This window comes from Streptomyces sp. NPDC057136 (genome assembly GCF_042670885.1).
GTDB lineage: Bacteria > Actinomycetota > Actinomycetes > Streptomycetales > Streptomycetaceae > Streptomyces.
The window spans coordinates 14,103-33,807 of sequence record NZ_JBHUUV010000034.1 but is presented as its reverse complement, the minus strand read 5'-3'; the positions used below and the strand labels follow the sequence as shown (position 1 = coordinate 33,807).

Here is a 19,705-nt window from a genome sequence, read left to right as displayed (position 1 = left end):
ACAATCGCCGAGGCCGTCGCATTCCGGCAACACGGCCTTCACAGAACGCGCGTCACAATGGGGAACCATGATCCGTTTCGAGCACGTCACCAAGCGGTACGCCGACGGCACCACCGCCGTCGACGACCTTTCCTTCGAGGTCGGCGAGGGTGAACTGGTCACGCTCGTCGGACCTTCCGGCTGCGGCAAGACGACCACCATGAAGATGGTGAACCGGCTGATCGAACCGACCGAGGGACGGATATTCCTCGACGGGGACGACATATCCGCCATCGACCCCGTCCGACTCCGGCGCCGCATCGGCTATGTGATCCAGCAGGTCGGCCTCTTCCCGCACCGGACCGTGCTGGAGAACACCGCCACCGTCCCCCATCTCCTGGGCTGGAAACGCGGAAAGGGCCGCGAGCGGGCGGCCGAACTTCTCGATCTGGTCGGACTCGATCCTTCCGTTTATGGTGACCGCTATCCCGAACAGCTCTCCGGAGGCCAGCGCCAACGCGTGGGCGTCGCCCGCGCCTTGGCCGCCGACCCGCCCGTACTGCTGATGGACGAACCTTTCGGCGCGGTCGACCCCGTCGTACGGGAACATCTGCAGAACGAATTCCTGAAGCTCCAGGCACAGGTCCGCAAAACCGTCCTGTTCGTCACCCACGACATCGAGGAAGCCGTCCGGCTCGGTGACCGGATCGCCGTGTACGGGCAGGGCCGCATCGAGCAGTTCGACTCCCCCGCCACCGTCCTCGGCGCCCCCGCGACCCCGTACGTCGCGGACTTCGTCGGCGCCGACCGCGGTCTGAAGCGGCTCTCCGTCACCCCGATCGAGGAGAGCGACCTGGACCAGCCGCCGGTCGTCCACCTCGACGACCCCCTCGCGAAGGCGACCGAACGCCTGCGCTCCGAGGGCGCGCGCTGGGCCGTGGTGCTCGACGGGGACGACAAGCTGCATGGCTGGATTCCGGCAGGCGACGCCGCCACGGCCACCTCCAAGGGCACCGTCCGCGAGCACGCCCGCCGGATGGAGGCATGGCTCCCCCTCGGCGCGCCGCTCAAGCAGGCATTCGCCACGATGCTCCAGCACGACGCGGGCTGGATCGCGGTGATCGACAAGAAGAGCACCGGCCGCTTCCTCGGCGTCCTCACCCCCGCCCGCCTCCACGAGGCCCTGCGCCGCTCGATCGACGCGGACGCCCAGGACGTACCGCGCGCCGCCGTCGCGGTGGAGACCGTGGCGAGCGTGACGAAGGCGGCCCCGTGACCGCACCGGCCCGCTCCCGGAGCGCGCGGACCGTGCCGAGCATGCCGACCGTGCGGCGCAACGGGTCTCCCGGCGGGCCTACGCTGGGCGTATGAGTACGTTGCGCGGACGCGGCACGGTGCAGGACCTGCCGGAGTGGGACCGGTGTGCGGTCATGGGAGTCGTCAATGTGACGCCCGACTCCTTCTCCGACGGAGGCCGGTGGTTCGACACCACGGCCGCGATCAAGCACGGCCTCGTGCTGGTCGGCGAGGGCGCCGACCTGATCGATGTCGGCGGCGAGTCGACCCGCCCGGGTGCCAGCCGGGTGGACGAGTCCGAGGAGCTGCGGCGCGTGGTCCCGGTCGTGCGGGGGCTGGCCTCCGAGGGGGTCACGGTCTCCGTCGACACCATGCGGGCCCGCGTCGCCGAGCAGGCCGTCGCCGCCGGCGCGGCGCTCGTCAACGACGTGAGCGGCGGCCTCGCCGACCCGGACATGGTCCCGGTCGTCGCCGCAGCGGACGTCCCGTTCGTCGTCATGCACTGGCGCGGCTTCAGCGAGTCCATGAACAGCAGAGCCGTGTACGAGGACGTCGTCGCCGAGGTCGTCGAGGAACTGCGCGCACGCATGGAAGCCGTGATCGCGGGCGGGGTGTCCCCCGAACGGCTCGTGATCGATCCCGGTCTCGGATTCGCCAAGGACGCCTCCCACGACCTGTCGCTCGTCGCCCACCTCGCCGAGCTGCGCACCCTGGGCCGCCCGCTGCTCGTGGCCGCCTCCCGCAAGCGGTTCCTCGGCCACGTCCTGGCCGGCGAGGGAGCCGCCCCACCGCCCGCCCGCGAACGCGACGCCGCCACGGCCGCGATCTCCGCCCTGTCCGCCCAGGCGGGCGCATGGGCGGTACGGGTGCACGAGGTACGGGCCACAGCCGACGCCGTACGGGTCGCCCGCGCCATCGAGGGAGCCGCGTGAGCGGGCCGCACGACGAGCACGCGGAGGCGGCCGCCGACATCCAGGCCGTCGAGCAGGCCAATACCGCCTTCTACGAGGCGATGGAGCGCGGTGACTTCGACACGCTCTCCGGCCTCTGGCTGCCCGGGGAGGACCTCACCATCTCCTGCGTCCACCCGGGGTGGCCGGTGCTCACCGGGCGCGGCGAAGTGCTGCGCAGCTATGCGCTGATCATGGCGAACACGGAGTACATCCAGTTCTTCCTGACCGATGTCGGCGTCTCGATGACCGGCGACACCGCCCTCGTGACCTGCACCGAGAACATCCTCAGCGGTGGTCCTGCCGAGGAGGGCAACGCGCTCGGCCCGCTCGTCGGCCAGCTCGTCGTCGCGACCAATGTGTTCCGCCGCACACCCGAGGGCTGGAAGCTGTGGTCCCACCACGGTTCCCCCGTACTGGCCGAAACCGGTGAGGAAGAGGACGAAGACACACCCTCCTGAGTGGGTACGCCTTCGTTGTGGGTTGGTTTCCCGGGGCCCGGGGTATGGGCGGCTACCAGCCCTCCGGGGTCCTGTCCAGAGCCCCGCGGGCGAGCACTGTCGGTGCTCGCAGGTAGATTCGAAAGAGGGCACTTCGCCGCCCGCACGCAGCCGGGTGTCCCAACGACCAACGACAGCAGGAGTGATTCGCGTGGATCGTGTCGCGCTGCGCGGCCTCAAGGCCCGTGGGCACCATGGTGTGTTTCCCAAGGAGCGGGCAGAGGGCCAGACGTTCATCGTCGACCTGGTGCTCGGTCTGGACACCCGGCCCGCGGCGGCCACCGATGACCTGACGAAGACCGTGCACTACGGCGTGGTCGCGGAGGAAGTCGTCGACGTGGTCAAGGGCGAGCCGGTCGATCTGATCGAGACCCTCGCGGAACGCATCGCCCAGCAGTGCCTCAAGCACGAGGGCGTCCAGGAGGTCGAGGTGGTCGTCCACAAGCCGGACGCCCCGATCACCGTCCCGTTCGACGACGTGACCATCACCATCACCCGGAGCCGAGCATGACTGCATTTTCCACCGAGGGGCAGAGCGACCCGACCGTACAGCCGGTTCCCGCCGCCGTGGTCGAGCAGGTGGATGCCGCGGACACCACCCTCTCCAACCCCAAACGGGCCGTGATCTCGCTGGGCTCCAACCTCGGCAACCGCCTGGAGACCCTCCAGGGTGCCATCGACGCCCTGGAGGACACCCCCGGCCTCCGGGTCAAGGCGGTCTCCCCGGTGTACGAGACGGAGCCCTGGGGCGTCGCTCCCGGCTCCCAGCCGTCGTACTTCAACGCGGTGATCGTCGTGAAGACGACGCTGCCCCCGTCCTCCCTGCTGGAGCGCGGCCAGGCCATCGAGGAGGCCTTCGACCGGGTCCGCGAGGAGCGCTGGGGTCCGCGCACCATCGACGTCGACATCGTCGCGTACGCCGATGTGGTCTCCGACGACCCGCAGCTCACCCTGCCCCACCCCCGCGCCCGTGAGCGGGCCTTCGTGCTCGCCCCCTGGCACGACGTGGACCCCGAGGCCGAGCTGCCGGGCGCCGGCGCGGTCGCCGACCTGCTGACCGGAATCGGCGATGCCGGTGTACTCCCACGGGCCGACCTGGAACTCCGTCTGCCCGAGTAGTCGTTAGGCTCGACGAACACCCATACATGCATTCCACGGACACCCGGCGGCGAAGGGCGGCTCTCTCGGTGAAGCAACTACGGCTCGGGGTACTGGCCGGACTCTTCGCCGCCGCCGGCGTGCTGTCCTGGGGCGCGGCCCGTCTCTGGGACTCCCTGGGGACCCTGCCGAGCGTCCCCCTCGCGGCCCCGGTGGTACTGGCGGCCATCGCCGTCATCCTGCTCGCGACGGCGCTCTCCATCCGCACCCGCCTGCGGGCCCAGCGGGAGCGGCGGCCGGGCGCGAAGGGCGTCGAGCCGCTGATGGCGGCCCGCGCGGTCGTCTTCGGCCAGGCCAGCGCCCTCGTCGCGGCTCTGGTCTCCGGGATGTACGGCGGCACGGGCGTCTTCCTGCTCGGCTCCCTCGACATCCCGCCCCGCCGCGAACAGGCCATCTACGCCGGCTTCGCGGTCCTGGCGGGCATCGCGGTCATCGCCGCCGCCCTGTTCCTGGAGCGCGTCTGCAAGCTCCCGGACGACAAGGACAACGGCGACGACGACCGGAGCGCGGCGTCCGCGTAGCGTTGCGACCGGGCCAGGAAAGGTCCACCGGGTCGTCCGGTCACCGTTTCGTCCTCAATCTCCCCCATTGCCTAAAAGGCATGGCGGGACCCCCTCGACGGGCTTGATTTTCAAGCCCGTCCGGCGGTTGAGGACAGAATGCGGCCGAAGATCAGGCGACCGTCAGCGGGCCATGATGAGGCTCATGGCCTCGGCGCGCGTCGCGGGGTCGCGGAGCTGGCCGCGGACGGCCGAGGTGATCGTCTTCGCGCCCGGCTTGCGGATGCCCCGCATCGACATGCACATGTGCTCGCACTCGATCACGACGATGACCCCCCGCGGCTCCAGGATCTCCATCAGCGCCTCGGCGACCTGTGTGGTCAGCCGCTCCTGGACCTGCGGACGCCGCGCGTAGACGTCGACCAGCCGGGCCAGCTTCGAGAGTCCGGTGATCTTGCCGGAGGTCGCCGGGATGTATCCGACGTGCGCAACACCCCTGAACGGCACCAGGTGGTGCTCACAGGTGCTGAACACCTCGATGTCCTTCACCAGCACCATCTCGTCGTGGCCGAGATCGAACGTCGTCGTCAGGACGTCCTCGGGCTCCTGGTACAGCCCGGCGAATATCTCCTTGTACGCACGCGCCACCCGCCCCGGTGTCTCGCGCAGACCCTCGCGGTCCGGGTCCTCCCCGACCGCGATGAGCAGTTCACGTACGGCGGCCTCGGCCCGCTTCTCGTCGAACTCGCCGATCGTGCCCTCGCCGTCCAGCGTCACCGGGTCGGTCATCTGTCCTCGTTCCTCGTGCTGTCGCGTGCGCGTGCTTCGCGCAAACCTCGCAGGCATACGAAAAGCCGCGCCCCCACAGGCTAAAACCTGGGGGGCGCGGCATCCATTCCGGGCCCGGTGGGACGCCCGTGACGGGGGCCACACCGGAGTCGGTACGGGTCTAACTCTCCGGACGCTCCTCCGGAATCGACTCCGTTGCCGGGCCGATGTCCTTCGGGGCGATGTCCTTCGGCGCGATCTCCGCCGGGGCGGCCGAACCATTGGCGGTGGTGACGCCGTTGGTGAGGGCCAGCTCCTTGGGAGAGAGGACCGGCGGCCGCGTCGACGGCGTGCGCCGCGAGGAGCCGGTCCAGGCCGGGCGGGCCGGGCGCTTGACGATCGGAGCGAAGATCTCGGCGATCTGCTCCTTGCCGAGCGTCTCCTTCTCGAGGAGTTCGAGGACCAGGGCGTCGAGAATGTCGCGGTTCTCGACGAGAATTTCCCAGGCCTCGTTGTGCGCGGTCTCGATGAGCTTCTTGACCTCTTCGTCGACCAGCGCGGCGACCTCTTCCGAGTAGTCGCGCTGGTGGCCGCCCATCTCACGGCCCACGAACGGCTCGGTGTTGTCGCCACCGAACTTGATCGCACCGAGCCGCTCCGTCATGCCGTACTGCGTGACCATCGCGCGGGCCGTCGCACTGGCCTTCTCGATGTCGTTCGCAGCGCCGGTGGTCGGGTCGTGGAAGACCAGCTCCTCGGCCGCGCGCCCGCCCAGCATGTACGCGAGCTGGTCGAGCATCTCGTTGCGCGTCGTGGAGTACCTGTCCTCTTCCGGGAGCACCATCGTGTAACCGAGGGCGCGGCCGCGGGAGAGGATCGTGATCTTGTGGACCGGGTCCGACTGGGGGGAAGCCGCCGCGACCAGGGCGTGTCCGCCCTCGTGGTACGCGGTGATCTTCTTTTCCTTCTCGGACATGATCCGGGTCCGCTTCTGCGGACCCGCCACGACGCGGTCGATGGCCTCGTCGAGCATGGCGTTGTCGATCAGCGTCTTGTTGCCGCGCGCCGTGAGGAGCGCCGCTTCGTTCAGCACGTTCGCCAGGTCGGCACCGGTGAAGCCGGGGGTACGGCGGGCGACGGCGTTGAGATCGACGTCGTCCGTTACCGGCTTGCCCTTCTTGTGCACCTTCAGGATTTCGAGACGGCCCAGCATGTCCGGGCGGTCGACCGCGATCTGCCGGTCGAAGCGTCCCGGGCGCAGCAGTGCCGGGTCGAGGATGTCCGGCCGGTTCGTGGCGGCGATCAGGATGACGCCGCCCTTCACGTCGAAGCCGTCCATCTCGACGAGCAGCTGGTTGAGGGTCTGCTCGCGTTCGTCGTGACCGCCGCCCATGCCGGCACCGCGGTGCCGGCCTACGGCGTCGATCTCGTCGACGAAGACGATCGCCGGAGCGTTCGCCTTGGCCTGCTCGAAGAGGTCACGCACTCGGGAAGCACCGACACCGACGAACATCTCGACGAAGTCGGAACCGGAGATCGAGTAGAACGGGACGCCCGCCTCGCCGGCAACCGCGCGGGCGAGCAGCGTCTTGCCCGTACCGGGAGGCCCGTACAGCAGGACACCCTTGGGGATCTTGGCGCCGACGGCCTGGAACTTCGCCGGCTCCTGGAGGAACTCCTTGATCTCGTGGAGTTCCTCGACAGCCTCGTCCGACCCCGCCACGTCGGCGAACGTCGTCTTCGGCGTGTCCTTGGTGATCAGCTTCGCCTTGGACTTGCCGAACTGCATGACCTTGGAACCGCCGCCCTGCATCTGATTCATCAGAAACAGGAAGACGACCACGATCAGAACGAACGGCAGCAGCGAGAGGAGGATCGAGACGAACGGGGACTGCTTCGACGGCGAGACGGTGTAACCCTTCTCGATGTCACCGCTCTCGAACTTCTGCTGCAGGGTGTCCGCCAGCTCGACGCCCTGGTTGCCGATGTAGCTCGCCTGGAACTTGCTGCCGGACTCGCCTTCGAGTTTCTGGCCGTCCTTCAGCTCAATCTTGAGAATCTGTTCGTCACCAGTGGTGAGCTTGGCCTGCTCAACCTGGTTCTTACTGATCGCCTGGATCACTTCGCCGGTGTCTACCGTCTTGTAGCCGCCCGACGAGCCGACGACCTGCATCAACACGACCACGGCGAGGACGGCCAGCACGATCCACATGACCGGCCCACGGAAGTATCGCTTCACGTCCATCCATACGGAGCGAAGTCGCCCCGTCCCTCCTGCCCGTAGGTAAATGCTGCTGTGAGAAAAGACTGTTCTTCGGACGGTACCCCAGCATTGTCACCCGCGACTGCAGGGGACGTCTGACAAATCCCGCCTTCGAAGCTCCAACGGCGGGAAGCCGGTGAGGGTTCCCCGCCGCCCGTCCGGGTTGACCGGGCGGCCGGGCAGGGCGGGCGGCCGGGCGTCAGCCGCCGTAGACGTGCGGGGCGAGCGTGCCGACAAAGGGGAGGTTGCGGTACTTCTCCGCGTAGTCCAGCCCGTAGCCGACGACGAACTCGTTGGGAATGTCGAAGCCGATCCACTTCACGTCGATCGCGACCTTTGCGGCATCCGGCTTGCGCAGCAGGGTGCAGACCTCCAGCGACGCGGGTTCGCGCGAGCCCAGGTTGGACAGCAGCCAGGACAGCGTCAGGCCGGAGTCGATGATGTCCTCGACGATCAGGACGTGCTTGCCCTTGATGTCGGTGTCCAGGTCCTTGAGGATGCGGACCACCCCGGAGGACTGGGTGCCCGCGCCGTACGAGGAGACGGCCATCCAGTCCATCGTGACGGGGGTGGACAGAGCGCGAGCCAGGTCCGCCATGACCATCACCGCACCCTTGAGGACGCCGACGAGGAGCAGATCCTTGCCCGCGTACTCCGCGTCGATCTTCGCGGCCAGCTCGACGAGCTTCGCGTCGATCTCTTCCTTGATGAGGAGCACCGACTGAAGGTCGGTACCCATGTCCTTCTCGTTCACCCGCGTCTCTTTCTTAGCCCGCCGGTCCCGGAGTGGTGCCCCGGGCCGGCCGGCCGTTTCGCCTGCACTTCAGCCGCTTGCGCTACAGCTCTGCCGAATGACCAGTCTGCCACCCTGCCGCTGGGCTTCGACGCGGCCCGGCAGGTTGATGGCGCGCTGGCCGCGCCAGCCGGTGATGAGACGGTCGACTTCCTCGATATGACGGGCGAACAGGGAACCGGCGGGGGCTCCGGCCTCGATCAGCGCCCGGCGCAGCACTCTGCGGCGCACGGCGGTCGGCAGGACGTGGAGCTTGGCGCACTCCAGCTGCCCCGCGGCGTCGCGTACGGAACGGTCGGCCTCGGCGGCCCAGGTGTCGAGGGCGTCGGCATCGTCGCGGGAGAGCTGGGCCGTACGGGCGAGAGCTTCGACGACCCCCTTGCCGAGGGCCTTCTCCAGGGCGGGAAGGCCCTCGTGGCGGAGCCGGGAGCGGGTGTAGGCCGGGTCGATGTTGTGCGGGTCGTCCCAGACGGGCAGCGACTGGACCAGGCAGGCCTTGCGGGCGGTCTGCCGGTCGAGCTGGAGGAACGGGCGCCGGTAGCGGCCGGCGGGTCCCGAAGCGGCGGCCATCCCGGACAGGGAGCGGATGCCGGAGCCGCGGGCGAGGCCGAGCAGAACGGTTTCCGCCTGGTCGTCGCGGGTGTGGCCGAGAAGGACTGCGGCGGCGCCGTGGCGCTCGGCCGCTGCGTCCAGGGCCGCGTAGCGCGCGTCACGGGCGGCGGCTTCGGGGCCGCCGTCACGGCCGACGTGCACGGAGACCGCTTCGACCGGGTCGAGGTCCATGGCGCCGAGCCGGGTGACGACCTCGGCGGCGCGCAGGGCCGACCCCGGCTGGAGGTTGTGGTCGACGGTGATTCCGCCCGCCCGGACGGCGAGCTTGCGGGACTCGAAGGCGAGGGCGGAGGCGAGCGCCATGGAATCGGCGCCGCCGGAGCATGCCACGAGCACGAGTGGGGTATCGGGTCGTTCGGGAAGTGTGGCGCGCTGCCTGCCGGCGCCTGCTTCGGCGAACTCGGCCCGGCCGGTGTTGTCGGTGTGGCGGTCGTATTCGGTGAGTACGTCGTGGAGTACGCGGCGAACCGCCAGGCGTATCGCCGCGACCGCAGGATGGGGACCCATGTCCGGTGCCCTTCGTGAAGGTTTTTCGGGGGGTGCCTCGAAGGGACAGAACGTGAGTCCCGTCACTCAGAGTGCGTCGATGGTGACAGAGCCAAGCTGTTCATCGAGCATTGCACGCCTTCCCATGCCCCTATGGTCCCTCGGATGGGTGATTGAAGGGGCATTCTTCGGCCTGCGGGCGGTTCAAGATCACGCCTCTGGCTTACGGTGCACCCTCGCGATCCAGTCCGCCGGTTTGGCAATCTCGGCCTTCGTCGGGAGGGTGTTGGGCGAGGTCCAGACCCGGTTGAAGCCGTCCATACCGACCTCGCCGACCACGGCACTGACGAAGCGCTCCCCGTCGCGGTACTGACGGAGCTTTGCGTCGAGTCCCAGGAGCTTGCGGAGCGCCTGGTCGAGGCGGCCGGCGCCCCGGGCCCTGCGCTGCTGGAACTTCTCCCGGATCTCGGAGACGGAGCCGACGACCTCGGGTCCCACACCGTCCATCACGAAGTCCGCGTGCCCTTCGAGCAGGGACATCACCGCGGTGAGGCGGCCGAGGATCTCGCGCTGAGCAGGCGTCTGGACGATCTCGACGAGGCTGCGGCCCTCGCCCTCCCCCTCCTCGCCCTCGGGGCGGCCCGCGCCGGACAGCGACTGGGCGGCCTCGCGCAGGCGCTCCAGGACGGTCATCGGGTCGACGTCCGTCTCGTCCAGGAACGACTGGATCTCGCCCTTGAGATGGTCACGGAGCCACGGCACGCCGGTGAACTGGGTGCGGTGCGTCTCCTCGTGCAGGGCCACCCACAGCCTGAAGTCGTGCGGGTCGACTTCGAGTTCGCGCTCGACGTGGACGATGTTCGGGGCGACGAGCAGCAGTCGGCCGCCGCCCTTGGCGGAGGCCGGGAGTGCGGGGGCGGCGGGGGCGAACGTCTCGTACTGCCCCAGCACTCGGGAGGCCAGGAACGACAGCAGCATGCCCAGCTCCACGCCGGTCACCTTGCCGCCGACCGCGCCGAGGACGGTGCCGCCGGGGCCGTCGGGGCGCCGGTCCTGCATCTTCTCCAGCAGGGGGCGGAGCAGTTCGCGGAAGCCCGCGACGTTGGCCCTGATCCAGCCGGCCCGGTCGACGACCAGGACCGGGGTGTCCTCCGGTTCGTGCCCGTCCGGAATCATCCGGGTGAAGGAACGGACGTGCTCCTCCGAGGCCTTGGCATGCCGGCGGAGTTCCGCGACGACGGCGCGGGCCTCCTCGCGGCTGATCTCGGGCCCCGGCCGCACGAACCGGGTCGCGGTCGCCACCGCAAGATTCCAGTCGACCATCTCGGCACCACCGATGCTCGTCATGCGTCAACCGTACGTGAGGGGGTCGCCCCGTGGAGGGGTGTTGGGGCGCTCATCGGGGGCCGTCGACGAGAGCGGTGGCCAGGGTGTCGAGCGCGGACTGGGCCTCGGACGGGGATGTCGTGCCGGTGGCGAGGAAGGCGAACGCAAGGAGCCTGCCCTGCGTGTCGACGACGGTTCCGGCGAGTGTGTTCACTCCGGTGAGGGTGCCGGTCTTGGCGCGGATCAGGCCGGTGCCCTGGGACTTCTCGGTGTAGCGGCCCTTGAGGGTGCCGCTGAATCCGGCGACCGGGAGGCCGGTGAGGACGGGGCGGAGTTCGGGGTGTGCGGGGTCCGCCGCGCGGGCCAGGAGGCCGGCGAGCAGGGCGGCGCTCACCCGGTCGTTCCGGTCGAGGCCGCTTCCGTCGGCGAGGTTCGCGCCCGCCGTCGGCAGGCCCAGCTTCTTCAGCTGTGCGGTGACGGCCCGTCGGCCGCCCGCGAAGTCGGGCCGTTCGCCCGTCGCCAGCGCGGTCTCGCGGACGAGGGCCTCGGCGATGTCGTTGTCGCTGTTGGTCAGGGCCCGCTCGACGAGCAGGGACAGCGGCTTCGAGCGGTGGGTGGCGACCGTACGGGACTTGGCCGGGGCGCGGTGGCGGGTGGGCGCGGCCTCGGTGGCGATGCCGGCCTCGTCGAGCAGTGCGGCGAAGGTACGCGCGGCGTCTCCGGCCGGGTCGGCGGTGCGCGGGGCGGGACCGTGGGTGGAGCCGTCGAGCCGGCCTTCGTCGATCATGAGCGCGCTGACCGGGGCGATGTTCTCGTTGGGGCCGATGGGGTGCAGCGGGGGCCCGGTGTAGCGGGAGGTGTCGTAGGTGAGCTCGACGGTGCTGATCTCCTGCTCCCGCAGCGCTTCCGCCGCGCCGGCGGCGAGGCGGCGCAGGGCGGCCTTGTCGAGGGTGGGGTCGCCGCCGCCGACGAGGGTGAGGGTCCGCGAGTCCGCGGACGCCCGGACGGTCGTGGCGATGCGGTGGTCGGGGCCGAGGGCGTGGAGCGCGGCGACGGTGGTGGCGATCTTCACCGTGGAGGCGGGTGTCATCGGGGTGCCGGTGCCCTGTCCGTACAGCTGCTTCCCGGTGGCCGTGTCGATGACGGCGCCGGTGCGGCGGGTGCCGAGGGCGGGGCCGTTCAGGAGGGAGCCCAGGGCGGCGGTGAGGCCGGCGGCGTCCTTGGGCGCTGTCCGGACGACGGGGCCGCCCAGTGCGGTGAGTACGGCGGGGGCGCTGGGCGCGGGCTTCGGCGCGGCGGGTGCGCTGGGCTCGTGATGTGCGCCACCTGTACGTTCCCGGGCGACCACCCGGTCCCGCTCGGCCTTACGCTGACCGGAGTCCCAGGGACCGGCGGCGATGACGGCGCCGGTGGCGACGAGCAGTCCGAGCACCGCGGAGCCTGCTACGAACTGCCGACTGCCCGACCCGATCAGCCGTTTCCGGTTCTTCGGGTCTTTCAGCCTGTCCCACATGTTCGACGGACGGATCGACGGTCTTTCCACCGGCTCGGCCACCGTTGACCAGCCCCTTTCGCGAGCACCCATCTGCGTGGGGGACACTTAATCACCAGTCGTATGTGTTGATCATGGAGGAGCCACCCGTGGAGTTCGACGTCGTTATCGAGATCCCTAAGGGTTCGCGGAACAAGTACGAGGTGGACCACGAGACCGGCAGGATCCGCCTGGACCGTCGACTCTTCACCTCGACCAGTTACCCGGCCGACTACGGCTTCGTCGAGAACACCCTCGGCGAGGACGGCGACCCGCTGGACGCGCTGGTCATCCTGGAGGAGCCGACCTTCCCCGGTTGCCTCATCAAGTGCCGTGCCATCGGCATGTTCCGCATGACGGACGAGGCCGGCGGCGACGACAAGCTGCTGTGCGTCCCGGCGTCCGACCCCCGGGTGGAGCACCTGCGCGACATCCACCACGTGTCGGAGTTCGACCGCCTGGAGATCCAGCACTTCTTCGAGGTCTACAAGGACCTGGAGCCCGGCAAGTCCGTCGAGGGTGCCGACTGGGTGGGCCGTACCGAGGCCGAGGCCGAGATCGAGGCGTCCTACAAGCGTCTTGAGGCGCAGGGCGGCGCGCACTGACGTAACGCTTCCGGTTCCGCTCGGGCCAGTCGGTCCGGGCGGGTCGGCGAACGGGCGGCACACCTTCACCGGTGTGCCGCCCGTTTCGCGTACCGGGCCATGTCCGTGCCCATACTGGGCACGAGACAGAGCCCTGGGCGCAGCCGAGGAAGCGCAGCCGATGAGGAGCGAGGTCGAGTGGTGGCGGAACAGGGCGGTCCGGAGGACCAGAAGCCCCAGTCCGACGAGGCGCGCAGCGCCTTCGTGGCACCGCCGGGCGTGGACCAGCCCGCCGCGCCCGTCGAGGACGACCATCCGACATCCGAGTTCGCACTTCCGGCCGGTCTGCACACGGATCCTTCGGGGGCGCCGGGAGCGGGCCCCGGAGCAGGTTCCGGTTCGGACACGCTGACGTCCGCGTTCGTGCCGCCGCGCGCCTACAGCGCCCAGCACGCACCGCCCGCCTTCACCCCGGCGCACGGCAGCCCGATGATCCGGCTGACCAAGGAAGCCCCCTGGCAGGACCGGATGCGCACCATGCTGCGGATGCCGGTGACCGAGCGGCCCGCGCCCGAGAGCATCCAGAAGACCGATGACACCGGGCCTGCCGTACCGCGGGTGCTCGACCTGACGCTGCGTATCGGGGAGCTGCTGCTGGCGGGCGGCGAGGGCGCCGAGGACGTCGAGGCCGCCATGTTCGCGGTGACGCGTTCGTACGGACTCGACCGCTCCGAGCCGACCGTCACCTTCACGCTGCTGTCGATCTCGCACCAGCCGTCGCTGATCGATGACCCGGTGACGGCGAGCCGGACCGTACGCCGCCGCGGCACGGACTACACCCGGCTGGCCGCCGTGTTCCGGCTGGTCGACGACATCACGACGGAGGACGTCGAGGTCTCGCTGGAGGACGCGTACGGGCGGCTCGCCGAGATCCGCCGTAACCGGCATCCGTACGCCGGCTGGGTGCTGACGGCCGCCGCCGGTCTGCTGGCCGGTTCGGCGTCGGTGCTGGTCGGTGGTGGTGTGCTGGTCTTCATCGTGGCGGCGGCCGGCGCGATGCTCGGGGACCGGCTGGCGTGGCTCTGCGCGGGGCGCGGACTGCCGGAGTTCTACCAGTTCCTGGTCGCGGCGATGCCGCCCGCGGCCATGGGCGTCCTGCTGACGCTGACCCATTCCACGGACATCCGCCCGTCCGCGGTGATCACCGGTGGGCTGTTCGCGCTGCTGCCGGGGCGGGCCCTGGTGGCGGGGGTGCAGGACGGCCTGACCGGCTACTACATCACCGCCGCGGCCCGGCTCCTGGAAGTCATGTACTTCTTCATCGGCATCGTCACCGGGGTGCTGCTGATCCTCTATCTGGGCGTCCAGCTCGGAGTCGGGCTGAACCCCGAGGCGCGCTTCGTGGCCGTCGACCGGCCCGTGCTCCAGATCCTGGCGTCGATGGCGCTGAGCCTGGCCTTCGCGGTGCTGCTCCAGCAGGAGCGCTCCACCGTTCTCATGGTCACCCTCAACGGAGGCGTGGCCTGGATCATCTACGGGGCCATGGCCCGTACGGGCGACATCTCACCGGTGGCGGCGACGGCGGTGGCGGCCGGTCTGGTGGGGCTCTTCGGCCAGTTGTTCTCGCGCTACCAGTACACCTCGTCGCTGCCCTTCATCACGGCGGCGATCGGTCCGCTGCTGCCTGGCTCCGCGACGTACTTCGGTCTGCTGGGTGTGGCTCAGGGGGAGCTGGACACGGGGCTCGCGTCCCTGTCGACCGCGGTGGCGACGGCGCTGGCCATCGCGATCGGGGTGAATCTGGGGAGCGAGATCTCGCGGCTGTTCATGCGGGTGCCCGGGGCCGTCGGGGGTGCGGGCCGCCGCGCGGCCAAGCGGACGCGCGGCTTCTGAGCCCGTACGCGAGCGGGTCAGCGCTTGGCGTGCCGGCCGCGCTGGCCCGAGGACGGGCCGCCGCCCTCGCCCGGACCGCCGCCGGAGTGCCCCGGGCCGTCCTGCCCGTGCGCGGCTTCCTTCTTCGACTTGCTGCGGGCGCGCAGGAACTCGAAGGCGATCGGCAGCACCGAGACGAGCACGATCAGGATCAGGATCAATTCGATGTGCGCGTGCACGAAGTCGATCTTGCCGAGCAGGGCTCCGAGGACGGTGACGCCGATGCCCCAGAGGATGCCGCCGATGATGTTGTACGTGATGAACGAGCGGTAGTTCATCCGGCTCACACCGGCGATGATCGGCGTGAACGTACGCACCACGGGCACGAAGCGGGCCAGGACCAGGGACTTCGGACCGTACTTCTCGAAGAAGTCGTGGGCCTTCTCGACGTTCTCCTGCTTGAAGAGGCGGGAGTCGGGTCGCTTGAAGAGGGACGGGCCCACCTTGCGGCCGAAGAGATAGCCGACCTGGTCGCCGATGATCGCGGCCAGCGCGACCAGGGTGCACACCAGCCACAACGGCGTCGTCAGCTTCCCCGTCGTCACCAGCAGCCCCGTGGTGAACAGCAGGGAGTCACCGGGCAGGAAGAAGCCGATCAGCAGACCGGACTCGGCGAAAACGATGGCCAGGACGCCGATCAGACCGAACTGGTTGATCAGATGGTCCGGGTCCAGCCAGCTCGGGCCGAGCGCAAGCGTATTCAAGGGTCCGGGCTCCAGGATCGTCGATGGCGGCTGCGTGGCCGCCCCAAGCTATCAACGCTGCGAGGCTCCTCCCGGTTCCAACGGCGTAGGCGGACATGCAAAGGGAGCGAACCGGGGCAAAGCTTTCCCCAGGAGGTGCCACAACCATGGGCATTGAGGACTACGGCGGCGGACAGACGGCTCAGGCCGATGTGCTCATCGTCACGACGAACGACGTTCCCGGACACCAGGTGACGCAGGTGATCGGCGAGGTGTTCGGCCTGACGGTGCGCTCGCGCCATCTGGGCAGCCAGATCGGCGCCGGGCTGAAGTCGATGATCGGCGGCGAGCTGAAGGGGCTGACGAAGACCCTGGTGGAGACCCGCAACCAGGCGATGGAACGGCTCGTCGAGCAGGCCAGGTCGCGGGGCGCCAACGCGGTGCTGATGATGCGGTTCGACGTGAGCGAGGCTGCCGACGTGGGTACGGAGGTCTGCGCGTACGGGACGGCGGCGGTGATCAGCAAGCTGTGAGAGGTACGGGGGTGGGGCGCCCCACCCCCGTACCCACAGGCGCGGTCAGGCCTGGCGCTCGGCGTTGGCGTCGATCGCGTCCCGCAGGTGTTCGGCCAGGCCCGGCCTCATCGACTCGTAGTAGGCGCGGAACTGCGGGTCGGAGACGTACATCTCGCCCAGCCCGCGGTGGATCGTGAGCGTGCAGTTGTAGAACCACGTGGTGATGTGCTGCCTGTGGGCCTCTGCCAGGTCCATGGCCCGCTCACCGGTGGCCGGCTCGCCCGCCTCCATCAGCGCGTTGTAGCGCTCGCCCCAGTCGGCGACCTCCGCCTGCATCCGCTTCCAGTCGTCCTTGGTGTAGCGGGCGACCCGTCGCTGCGACTCGGCGTAGGTCTCGGTACCTCCCCAACGGCGCTCGGACTCCTCCGCGTACGCCTCCGGGTCCTTGCCCCCGAAGACTTCGAACTTCTCCTCGGGTGTGAGCTTGATGCCCATCTTCTTCGCCTCCATGGCTGTTTCGACGGCGGCGGCCATCTTCCGCAGTGCGGCGATCCGGTCGGACAGCAGCGCGTGCTGGCGGCGCAGGTGTTCCTGCGGGTCCGCTTCCGGGTCGTCGAGCAGGACCGCGATGTCGTCGAGCGGGAAGCCGAGCTCCCGGTAGAAACAGGATCTGCTGCAGCCGGTCGAGGTCCCCGTCGCCGTAACGGCGGTGGCCCGCGTGGCTGCGCGCGCTGGGCGACAGCAGACCGATTCCGTCGTAGTGGTGCAGCGTGCGCACCGTGATTCCGGCGAATTCGGCGACCTGGCCTACGGAGTAGCTCACGGTTTCCCGCTCCCTTCTGTTTCTCGGTACGTCCCTCAGCCTGGGACCTGACGTCACGTGAGGTGCAAGCCGTAAATCGCGTGACGTGGTGGATACTTTGAGGGTTATGAGGGCTTTTACGCCGTTATGGTGAGCCGGTGGCCCCTGAATCGCCTTCCCCCGCGCCCACCGCACCCACACCGGCCCATCGGCTGCTGCTGATCACCGTGCCCGCCCTCCTCGTGGGAGTGGCCTCCGCGCTCGTACTGCTCGGCGTCAGCCTCCTCGCGGACGAACTCCAGGACGTGCTCTGGAAGACCCTTCCCGACGCGCTCGGCGTGGGCGGGTACTCCTCGCTGTGGATGATCGTCATGCTCACCGCGACCGGCCTCGCGGTCGGCCTGGTCGTCCGCACCGTGCACGGACACGCCGGCCCCGACCCGGCCACCACCGGGCTGGTGGATGCCCCGATGGCGCCCGGCGTGCTCCCCGGTCTGCTCCTGGTGACCGTGCTGGCGCTGGCCGGCGGGGTGAGCCTCGGGCCCGAGAACCCGATCACCGCCGCGAACATCGCGCTGGCCTTCTGGCTCGGCCGCCGTGCGCTGCCCGGAGCGCCCGCCGAGATGTGGATCTACCTCGCGGCGGCCGGCACCATCGGCGCCCTGTTCGGCACACCCGTGGCCGCGGCGCTGATCCTCTCCGAGAGCCTCGCCTCGCGCCCCGCCCCCGGGGCGCTCTGGGACCGGCTCTTCGCTCCGCTCGCGGCGGGCGCCGCGGGTGCGCTCACCATGACGCTGACCGCCCATCCGAGCTTCGACCTGTCGCTGCCCGACTACACGAAGCCGGGCTGGGACGACCTGCTCTCCTCGGTCGTGATCGCCTCCGCGGGGGCACTGCTCGGACTGGTGGCGGTGTACGCGTTCCCGGTGACCCACCGGCTGTTCCGGACACTGAGGTATCCGGTGCTCGCGATGACCCTGGGGGGGCTGCTGCTCGGCCTGCTGGGGGTACTGGGGGGCCATCTCACGCTCTTCAAGGGGCTCGAAGAGGCGAAGGAGCTCGCCGCGGACCCCGGCAACTGGACGGCCGGGGAGTTCGCCGTCATGGCGGTGGTGAAGACGGTGGCACTGATCGTCGCCGCCACCTGTGGTTTCCGGGGCGGGCGGATCTTCCCCGCCGTCTTCGCCGGGGTCGCGCTCGGGCTCTGCGCGAACGCCCTGGTCGACTCCGTACCGCCCGCGCTCGCCGTGTCCTGCGCGGTGCTGGGCATCCTGCTCGCCGTGACCCGCCAGGGCTGGCTGAGCCTGTTCACCGCGGCCGTCCTGGTCAGCGACACGGCCGTACTGCCCATGCTCTGCATCGCCTCGCTGCCGGCCTGGCTGCTGGTGACGGGACGCCCGCAGATGCAGTTGCGCGAGGACGGTACGCCGCTGAGGTGAGGTGACGGGCGGTCGGCCCCTGGGGCGTTCGCCCCGCGCGCCGGTTGGGGCGAATATCCGTATCGTCGCATTCGTGCGGTCTCGTCCGGTCGGCATTCCGTCCGGCGCAGACCCCGACCGCCGCCGAGAGCCGAGAAGGGCTGCCCGCCGATGCCGCTTCACAAAGGTGCCCACGGGCACGAGGACGAACCCCCCGAGGAGCGGCGCAAGCTCGCCCTCAACCCGTTCTTCGGCGAGGCCGATCCGGCCGCGGGGATGGCATCGGCGCCGCCCAGGCACCGGCTGCCGGACGGGCCCATGCCGCCGTCGACCGCGTACGGCCTCGTGCACGACGAGCTGATGCTCGACGGCAACTCCCGGCTGAACCTGGCCACCTTCGTCACCACCTGGATGGAGCCTCAGGCCGGGGTGCTGATGGGTGAGTGCCGCGACAAGAACATGATCGACAAGGACGAGTACCCGCGCACGGCCGAGCTGGAGCGGCGCTGTGTGTCGATGCTCGCCGATCTGTGGCACGCGCCCGACCCGGCTGCCGCCGTGGGCTGTTCGACCACGGGTTCCAGCGAGGCGTGCATGCTGGCCGGGATGGCGCTGAAGCGGCGGTGGGCGGCGCGGAACTCCGACCGCTACCCGGCCACCGCCCGGCCCAATCTGGTGATGGGCGTCAACGTGCAGGTCTGCTGGGACAAGTTCTGTACGTTCTGGGAGGTCGAGGCCCGCCAGGTCCCGATGGAGGGGGGCCGCTTCCATCTCGATCCGCAGGCCGCCGCCGAGCTCTGCGACGAGAACACGATCGGGGTGGTCGGGATTCTCGGCTCCACGTTCGACGGTTCGTACGAGCCGATCGCGGAGCTGTGCGCGGCGCTGGACGCGCTCCAGGAGCACACCGGCCTGGACATCCCCGTCCATGTGGACGGGGCGTCCGGGGCGATGGTGGCGCCGTTCCTCGACGAGGACCTGGTGTGGGACTTCCGGCTTCCCCGCGTCTCGTCGATCAACACCTCCGGGCACAAGTACGGCCTCGTCTATCCCGGTGTGGGCTGGGCGTTGTGGCGTACGGCTGCGGAGCTGCCGGAGGAGCTGGTCTTCCGGGTCAACTATCTGGGCGGCGACATGCCGACGTTCGCGCTGAACTTCTCCCGGCCCGGCGCGCAGGTGGTAGCGCAGTACTACACGTTTCTGCGGCTGGGGCGGGAGGGGTACCGGGCGGTGCAGCAGGCGTCGCGGGAGGTGGCGCGGGAGCTGGCCCTCGGGATCGAGAGCCTGGGCGACTTCCAACTCCTCACACATGGCGACGAATTGCCGGTGTTCGCGTTCACGACGACGCCGGATGTGAAGGCGTACGACGTGTTCGACGTGTCACGGCGGTTGCGGGAGTACGGGTGGCTGGTGCCGGCGTACACGTTCCCGGCCAACCGGCAGGATCTGTCCGTGCTGCGGATGGTGTGCCGCAACGGGTTCTCCTCGGACCTCGCGGAGTTGCTGCTGGGGGACCTTGGGTCGTTGCTGCCGGAGCTTCGGGCTCAGCGGCATCCGCTGAGCCATGACCACGGGGTGCCTACGTCGTTCCACCACTGAGGGGGTTGCG

The 19,705-nt window shown here is 69.8% G+C and carries 18 protein-coding genes and 1 pseudogene; 11 read left to right on the top strand and 8 right to left on the bottom strand.

Annotated features, from left to right (window positions below; translation table 11 throughout):
• Window positions 1-67: 67 nt before the first annotated feature.
• From ACFT7S_RS30585 to ACFT7S_RS30560, 6 genes are all read left to right on the top strand, one after another.
• A complete protein-coding gene (locus ACFT7S_RS30585; protein ID WP_382737392.1) occupies window positions 68-1,255 on the top strand; it encodes a betaine/proline/choline family ABC transporter ATP-binding protein in 1,188 nt (395 codons plus the stop codon).
• Window positions 1,256-1,409: 154 nt separating this feature from the next.
• Window positions 1,410-2,207, top strand: a complete 798-nt coding sequence (gene folP / locus ACFT7S_RS30580; protein ID WP_382737437.1) for a dihydropteroate synthase — start codon at window positions 1,410-1,412, stop codon at window positions 2,205-2,207.
• Entirely contained in the window at window positions 2,204-2,686 is a 483-nt protein-coding gene (locus tag ACFT7S_RS30575; protein ID WP_382737391.1) for a nuclear transport factor 2 family protein, read from the top strand. The genes folP and ACFT7S_RS30575 overlap by 4 nt, the downstream gene beginning before the upstream one ends.
• Before the next feature lie 190 nt (window positions 2,687-2,876).
• Window positions 2,877-3,236 (top strand): dihydroneopterin aldolase, encoded by a 360-nt coding sequence (folB, locus tag ACFT7S_RS30570; protein ID WP_382737390.1) that lies wholly within the window; start codon window positions 2,877-2,879, stop codon window positions 3,234-3,236.
• Window positions 3,233-3,844, top strand: a complete 612-nt coding sequence (folK, locus tag ACFT7S_RS30565; RefSeq protein WP_382737389.1) for a 2-amino-4-hydroxy-6-hydroxymethyldihydropteridine diphosphokinase — start codon at window positions 3,233-3,235, stop codon at window positions 3,842-3,844. The genes folB and folK overlap by 4 nt, the downstream gene beginning before the upstream one ends.
• A gap of 68 nt (window positions 3,845-3,912) precedes the next feature.
• Window positions 3,913-4,404 carry a DUF3180 domain-containing protein gene (locus ACFT7S_RS30560; protein WP_382737436.1) on the top strand — a complete coding sequence of 164 codons (492 nt, stop codon included), beginning with the start codon at window positions 3,913-3,915 and terminating at the stop codon, window positions 4,402-4,404.
• A gap of 162 nt (window positions 4,405-4,566) precedes the next feature.
• Here the strand turns inward: ACFT7S_RS30560 and folE are convergent, their stop codons facing one another.
• The 6 genes from folE to dacB form a co-directional block, all read right to left on the bottom strand.
• Window positions 4,567-5,172, bottom strand: coding sequence for a GTP cyclohydrolase I FolE (gene folE / locus ACFT7S_RS30555; RefSeq protein ID WP_382737388.1), 606 nt, complete (start codon window positions 5,170-5,172; stop codon window positions 4,567-4,569).
• Window positions 5,173-5,332: 160 nt separating this feature from the next.
• The gene (gene ftsH / locus ACFT7S_RS30550; protein ID WP_382737387.1) at window positions 5,333-7,396 is read right to left on the bottom strand and encodes an ATP-dependent zinc metalloprotease FtsH; all 2,064 of its coding nucleotides are present in this window, start codon (window positions 7,394-7,396) and stop codon (window positions 5,333-5,335) included.
• A 217-nt stretch (window positions 7,397-7,613) separates the two neighbouring features.
• Window positions 7,614-8,153 carry a hypoxanthine phosphoribosyltransferase gene (gene hpt, locus ACFT7S_RS30545; protein WP_382737435.1) on the bottom strand — a complete coding sequence of 180 codons (540 nt, stop codon included), beginning with the start codon at window positions 8,151-8,153 and terminating at the stop codon, window positions 7,614-7,616.
• Between the two features lie 84 nt (window positions 8,154-8,237).
• Window positions 8,238-9,326, bottom strand: a complete 1,089-nt coding sequence (tilS, locus tag ACFT7S_RS30540; protein WP_382737386.1) for a tRNA lysidine(34) synthetase TilS — start codon at window positions 9,324-9,326, stop codon at window positions 8,238-8,240.
• 189 nt (window positions 9,327-9,515) lie between these two features.
• Window positions 9,516-10,652 carry a zinc-dependent metalloprotease gene (locus ACFT7S_RS30535; RefSeq protein ID WP_382737385.1) on the bottom strand — a complete coding sequence of 379 codons (1,137 nt, stop codon included), beginning with the start codon at window positions 10,650-10,652 and terminating at the stop codon, window positions 9,516-9,518.
• A 49-nt stretch (window positions 10,653-10,701) separates the two neighbouring features.
• Window positions 10,702-12,186, bottom strand: a complete 1,485-nt coding sequence (dacB, locus tag ACFT7S_RS30530; RefSeq protein WP_382737384.1) for a D-alanyl-D-alanine carboxypeptidase/D-alanyl-D-alanine-endopeptidase — start codon at window positions 12,184-12,186, stop codon at window positions 10,702-10,704.
• Between the two features lie 86 nt (window positions 12,187-12,272).
• Between dacB and ACFT7S_RS30525 the strand changes: the two genes are divergently transcribed.
• Window positions 12,273-12,767: an inorganic diphosphatase gene (locus tag ACFT7S_RS30525; protein WP_014155500.1), complete on the top strand. Its 495-nt coding sequence runs from the start codon at window positions 12,273-12,275 to the stop codon at window positions 12,765-12,767.
• Window positions 12,768-12,944: 177 nt separating this feature from the next.
• A complete protein-coding gene (locus ACFT7S_RS30520; RefSeq protein WP_382737383.1) occupies window positions 12,945-14,639 on the top strand; it encodes a threonine/serine exporter ThrE family protein in 1,695 nt (564 codons plus the stop codon).
• A gap of 17 nt (window positions 14,640-14,656) precedes the next feature.
• Here the strand turns inward: ACFT7S_RS30520 and ACFT7S_RS30515 are convergent, their stop codons facing one another.
• Complete coding sequence (locus tag ACFT7S_RS30515) at window positions 14,657-15,382, bottom strand: DedA family protein (protein ID WP_382737382.1); 726 nt, start codon at window positions 15,380-15,382, stop codon at window positions 14,657-14,659.
• 146 nt (window positions 15,383-15,528) lie between these two features.
• On the opposite strand from ACFT7S_RS30515, the gene ACFT7S_RS30510 reads away from it, so the two are divergent.
• Window positions 15,529-15,894, top strand: a complete 366-nt coding sequence (locus ACFT7S_RS30510) for a YbjQ family protein (RefSeq protein ID WP_328910891.1) — start codon at window positions 15,529-15,531, stop codon at window positions 15,892-15,894.
• A gap of 45 nt (window positions 15,895-15,939) precedes the next feature.
• Here the strand turns inward: ACFT7S_RS30510 and ACFT7S_RS30505 are convergent.
• Window positions 15,940-16,699: pseudogene (locus tag ACFT7S_RS30505) on the bottom strand (MerR family transcriptional regulator).
• 137 nt (window positions 16,700-16,836) lie between these two features.
• On the opposite strand from ACFT7S_RS30505, the gene ACFT7S_RS30500 reads away from it, so the two are divergent.
• Together ACFT7S_RS30500 and ACFT7S_RS30495 are read left to right on the top strand one after the other, a co-directional pair.
• The gene (locus tag ACFT7S_RS30500; RefSeq protein WP_382737381.1) at window positions 16,837-18,117 is read left to right on the top strand and encodes an ion channel protein; all 1,281 of its coding nucleotides are present in this window, start codon (window positions 16,837-16,839) and stop codon (window positions 18,115-18,117) included.
• 150 nt (window positions 18,118-18,267) lie between these two features.
• Window positions 18,268-19,695 carry a glutamate decarboxylase gene (locus ACFT7S_RS30495; RefSeq protein ID WP_382737380.1) on the top strand — a complete coding sequence of 476 codons (1,428 nt, stop codon included), beginning with the start codon at window positions 18,268-18,270 and terminating at the stop codon, window positions 19,693-19,695.
• The last annotated feature ends 10 nt before the right edge of the window (window positions 19,696-19,705 follow it).